This window comes from Endomicrobiales bacterium, from assembly GCA_023228045.1.
Classification (GTDB): Bacteria; Elusimicrobiota; Endomicrobiia; order Endomicrobiales; family JALOBY01; genus JALOBY01.
On sequence record JALOBY010000036.1, the window covers coordinates 1 to 5,191 of the forward strand.

Here is a 5,191-nt window from a genome sequence, read left to right on the forward strand (position 1 = left end):
GCCTGGGATATTTTGTTGTTGACAAGACTATTCTGGGTTTGATGAAGAGGGAAGCGATTGTTATGCATCCTCTTCCGCGGGTGGACGAAATTACTCCAGATGTCGACAGCGACCCAAGGGCAGCATACTTCCGGCAGGCAGAAAACGGATTGTATATTCGCATGGCCCTGCTGAAAAAGGTGCTCTACAAGTCCTGGTGGCGCAGGCATATATGGAAGAGGGCTGCATAGCCTTCCAAAAGCAATCGGCAAAATTGATTATGCCGATATGGGACGAAAGTCCCTTTTTTTCTTTGTGCTTTTCTGATAGAAATAAGCTATGAAAAACAAAACAGATAAACGGCTCAACGCCGTTGAGCCGTTAGAATATGTTAGGGGATTTACTCAATTTTTGGGTTGCAAAATTGATTTGTCAAAAAGGCCCTTAATTCCAAGGCCAGAAACAGAATTTTGGGTTAAAAAAGCCATAAATTATATCAAGTCAAACAATCACAATCATTCGCGATCGCGAACTATTGTGATTCTTGATATATTTAGTGGGTCGGGGTGCATTGGTTTGGCAATATTGAAACATATAAAAAATGCAGAAGTTTTTTTTGCAGATATAGAAGACAGGGGCGTTGGACACAAGACAATTAAGTCTGACGTTTTTTCAAATATAAAAAATAAGTTCGATTTTATTTTTGCCAACCCGCCGTATATTCCAACTAAAAACAAAAGCTTGGTGCAAAAATCTGTTTTGGATTTTGAACCACACAAAGCCTTGTTTGCCAAACAAGACGGACTTTTTTATATTAGAAAATTTTTAAAACAAGCAAAAAATCATTTAAATTATAATGGTATTATATTTATGGAATTTGATTTTCCACAAAAAGAAGAAATAAAAAAAATGTCTGAAAAATTTGGCTATAAAACCTGCAAATTTTATAAAGACCAATATGGTAAATACCGTTGGGTTGTGATAAAATAGAAATGAATATGGATGGAAAAGCAATACAATTATCGCCCAATTCGCTAAACTTATATTTAGACTGTCCGCATTGTTTTTGGCTGGACAAAAATTTAGGAATAAAAAGGCCACCGCCATATCCCTATGCTTTAAATTCTGCTGTGGACACTTTGTTAAAGGAAGAATTTGACGCTTATCGCGCTAAAAAAATTCAGCACCCGTTATTAAAAGAAAACAGCATAAAGGCGCATTTGTTTGAAAACCAAAAATTGCTTAACCAGTGGCGGAATAATTTAGCCGGAATAAGATATTTTGACCAAGCTTTGCAAGCCACTTTGTTTGGGGCAGTAGATGATATTTTAGAATTTGAAGATGGAAAATTAGCGGCGCTGGATTATAAATCAACCGGAAGCAGGGTGGCAAATGTTTACGACAGATTCCAATTGCAGTTGGACACATATACATTTTTACTTGAGAAAAATGGATACAAAACACCGCGCAAAGGATATTTGGCATTTTATATTGTTGATAAGGAAAAAGGATTTATTGACCGCTTGCCATTTAGAAAAGAGTTAATGGAAATAGATACAAACCCATCGGATATTTACGCAATATTTAGTGATGCGGTTGCTATATTAAAAGAAACAGAACCGCCAAAACACAGCCAAGATTGCCAATTTAAAAGGTGGCTGGACGGCGCTAAAAAATTTAATAAATAACGCCAATATGCGAATGATATGCCAATGACGCGAATACGGATTTGCATCATTTGCATAGATTTGTAAATTTGCATTTTTTATGAAAATACCCAAATTTTTAAAACAAAAAAGAAACATCTGGATTATGGCAATTGTTGCTGTAATCTTAATTATTGTTGCATTTTTTATTTTTTCACCCAAAAACAATAATGGTAAAATACAAACCGGTGTTGTAACAAAACAAAACCTAGAAGAAACAGTTCTTTCAACCGGCCAAGTTGTAAGCGGAACAGACCTTAATTTGAGCTTTCAGGGAAACGGAGTTGTAAGAAGAGTTTATGTTTCAGAAGGCGACCATGTTTATCAAGGTCAAATTTTGGCTTCATTGGATCAGTCTAGCGCTTCTGCAACCTTAACCTCGGCAAAAGGCGCGCTGGCTCAAGCTCAGGCAAATTATGAAAAATTAGTAAATGGCGCAGGTTCAGGAGATATTCAGGCTTTGCAGGACGCTGTAAGCACGGCCAAAGTAAATTTAAACAACACTTATAATGGCGCCTTAACCACGCTAAACAATGCCTACACTGCAATTTATAACGCATATTCTGCTGTAACTACCTTGCAAAATGATTATTTTAGCGCAAACGATCAAGAAGGAATTCAGGTGCAAATTAACAGAAATAATATAGGCGCCAAGTTAGAAAATGCAAGTTCAAGTATAGCAGGAGCCAATGGCGCAGGTGCCATAGATAATGCAATTTTAAATATAGCAAACGACCTAAATAGCACTTTTGGTTCTTTACAAATTATACGAGACCAGTGTGACCAAGGAGTTTACTATTCAAGGGTTGCGTCTGCAGATAAAACAACTATGGATACACAAAAAACAGCAGTGAGCACTGCAATAAGCAATGTTAACACTTTGCAAAACAGTATTGCCTCTTACAAAATTGCCTTGCAAACCGCAGAGCATAATTTGGAGTCAAAACAAGCCGCGCCGCGTCAAGAAGATATTGACCTGGCAAAAGCCCAAGTGCTTTCTGCACAAGGACAGGTTGAATCTGCGCAAGCCACACTTAATAATTTAATTGTGGTGGCTCCAACATCTGGAACAATTACGCAGGTGGATATTAAGGTTGGCGAGCTGGCAACCTTGTTTTGCAGAATATAAACGATTTGCACGTTGAAGCCAATGTAAGCGAAGCCAACATTGCCTCTTTGCAAATTGGACAGGATATTGATTACACATTTGACGCGCTGGGACCAGACCAACATTTTACAGGAAAAGTTTTAACTGTAAATCCTGCCTCAACAGTAATTTCCGGAATTGTTGATTATTTGGTAAAAGGAAGCCTTGATAATGTTCCTGGAATTAAACCCGGCATGACTGCCAATATGACAATTTTAGTTGCAAAAAAGGATAGTGTTTTGGCTGTGCCATCAACAGCAGTGATAAATAAAAATGGTAAAAACTATGTTAGGGTTGTTGATGACCTAAAAAAACTAACATATCACGAGGTTCAGGTGCAAACAGGTTTGCAAGCCGATGGGGGATTAATTGAAATTGTTTCCGGACTTAACGAAGACCAAAAAATTGTAACATATTTAAAACAATGAGCTTGATTAAGGTTGAGAATTTAAAAAAGAATTATGTTAATGACGAAGTTGTTACGCATGTTTTACATGATATAAATTTTAAAATAGAAGAAGGGGAGTTTGTGGCAATAATGGGACCTTCGGGATCTGGAAAATCTACGCTAATGCACATTTTGAGTTTTTTGGACAGACCAACTTCCGGACACTACAGGTTTGAGGATAAAGATACAAAAGATTTTGACGATAACTATTTGGCAAAATTAAGAAACGAAAAAGTGGGATTTGTTTTTCAATCTTTTAATTTGTTGGCGCGCACAACTGTTTTAGACAATGTAAAATTGCCTTTGGTTTACAGTAAATTAAAGGACCTTGATAAGCTGGCAGAAAAAGCCTTGGAATCTGTGGGCCTTTCTCACAGGCTAAATTATTTTACAAACCAAATTTCTGGCGGAGAAAAGCAGAGGGTTGCAATTGCCAGGGCTTTGGTAAATAACCCGGCTGTAATTTTTGCTGATGAGCCAACTGGAAACCTAGACTCAAAATCCGGTAACACAGTAATGAGTATTTTACAGAAATTAAATAATCAGGGCCACACAATTATTTTGGTAACCCATGAAACCGATACTGCAAATCATGCTAAGAGGATTATACGCATTAAAGATGGACAAATTGTTTCTGACGAAAAGGTGACAAAAAGAACAATTGCCGAAGCAGATAAAGACCTAGTCAAATAAGTTTTTAAAGTTCATCAAGTTTCAAATTATAAAGTCGGCTTGATAAACTTGTAACTTTATAACCTTTAACTTCGTTATGGACTTTTCTGGGACAATAAAATTGGTTTTTAGAACTTTGCTTGCAAGAAAGGGCAGGTCGTTTTTAACTATATTGGGAATTGTTATTGGGGTTGCCGGCGTTATAACAATTATTGCCTTGGGGGCTGGAGCAAAAAGCTTAATTATTGGCCAAATAACAAAATTAGGTTCTGATTTATTGTCAGTTCAACCGGGAAAAAGCAATGAAAAAGGGCCACCAGCCCAGTTGTTTGGAATTGTAATTACAACCTTAACAAATGAAGATAAGGACGCTATAAAAAATTCCGGTTTGGTCCCGCACGCCAAATCTGTTTTTGGCGCTGTAATGGGGTCGGTTTCTGTGAGTTGGCAAAACAAATCAGTTGACACAAATTTTATGGGAACCGAATCCACAATGCCCGATGTTATAAATATCACAATGGCTTCGGGTAGATTTTTTGACCAACAAGAAGGCGAAGGTAATGCAAATGTTGCTGTCTTGGGCGCAACAGTTGCAGAAGAATTATTTGGAAATTCGGGCGTGGACCCAGTGGGCCAAGTGGTAAAGGTTAGGAGTTCTTCTCAAGCAGAAGCTGGTGGTGTTCCTTTGCGTGTGGTTGGGGTTACAGAAAAACAGGGGAGTTCTTTATTTTTGGATTTAGATGACCAGGTCTTTATGCCTTTGGAAATTGGCCAGCAACAAGTGCTAGGAATACATTATTTGCGCGCAATTGATGTAAAAGTTGATTCTGCTGAAAATATTGACCAGACAGTTCAAGATATTACAAACCTTTTGAAACAACGTCATCACATAAAGTCTGAAGCAGATGTTGATTTTACTGTGCGAAATATGGCTGATGCAGTTGATATTTTAAACACAGTAACAAGCGCGTTAAGTTTGTTTTTAACTGCAATGGCAGCAATTTCATTGGTGGTGGGTGGTATTGGAATTTTAAATATAATGCTTGCCACAGTTGCTGAACGCACGCGCGAAATTGGTTTAAGAAAAGCTGTTGGCGCGTCAAATTCAGCCATAGCAAGACAGTTTTTGCTGGAGGCGGGGGTTTTAACTTTCTTTGGAGGTATAATTGGCATAATTATTGGCATATTGCTTTCTTATTTTATTTCTTTGTTAATGAGATATTTGGGATATGATTGGGC

Annotated in this window: 7 protein-coding genes; all 7 read left to right on the forward strand. The window is 37.6% G+C overall.

Annotated elements, in window-relative coordinates; all coding sequences use genetic code 11:
- Positions 1 to 230: hypothetical protein (locus M0Q46_06550; GenBank protein MCK9583252.1), on the forward strand; the 230-nt coding region annotated here is incomplete at its 5' end.
- Between the two features lie 88 nt (positions 231 to 318).
- A complete protein-coding gene (locus M0Q46_06555) occupies positions 319 to 969 on the forward strand; it encodes a peptide chain release factor N(5)-glutamine methyltransferase (GenBank protein MCK9583253.1) in 651 nt (216 codons plus the stop codon).
- Complete coding sequence (locus M0Q46_06560) at positions 951 to 1,667, forward strand: PD-(D/E)XK nuclease family protein (GenBank protein MCK9583254.1); 717 nt, start codon at positions 951 to 953, stop codon at positions 1,665 to 1,667. Before M0Q46_06555 ends, M0Q46_06560 begins: the two co-directional genes overlap by 19 nt.
- Before the next feature lie 79 nt (positions 1,668 to 1,746).
- Complete coding sequence (locus tag M0Q46_06565; GenBank protein MCK9583255.1) at positions 1,747 to 2,814, forward strand: HlyD family secretion protein; 1,068 nt, start codon at positions 1,747 to 1,749, stop codon at positions 2,812 to 2,814.
- The gene (locus M0Q46_06570; GenBank protein ID MCK9583256.1) at positions 2,802 to 3,260 is read left to right on the forward strand and encodes a hypothetical protein; all 459 of its coding nucleotides are present in this window, start codon (positions 2,802 to 2,804) and stop codon (positions 3,258 to 3,260) included. Before M0Q46_06565 ends, M0Q46_06570 begins: the two co-directional genes overlap by 13 nt.
- A gap of 2 nt (positions 3,261 to 3,262) precedes the next feature.
- Positions 3,263 to 3,973 (forward strand): ABC transporter ATP-binding protein, encoded by a 711-nt coding sequence (locus M0Q46_06575; GenBank protein ID MCK9583257.1) that lies wholly within the window; start codon positions 3,263 to 3,265, stop codon positions 3,971 to 3,973.
- Positions 3,974 to 4,049: 76 nt separating this feature from the next.
- Positions 4,050 to 5,191 (forward strand): ABC transporter permease (locus tag M0Q46_06580; GenBank protein MCK9583258.1); only part of this gene is annotated, 1,142 nt, incomplete at its 3' end.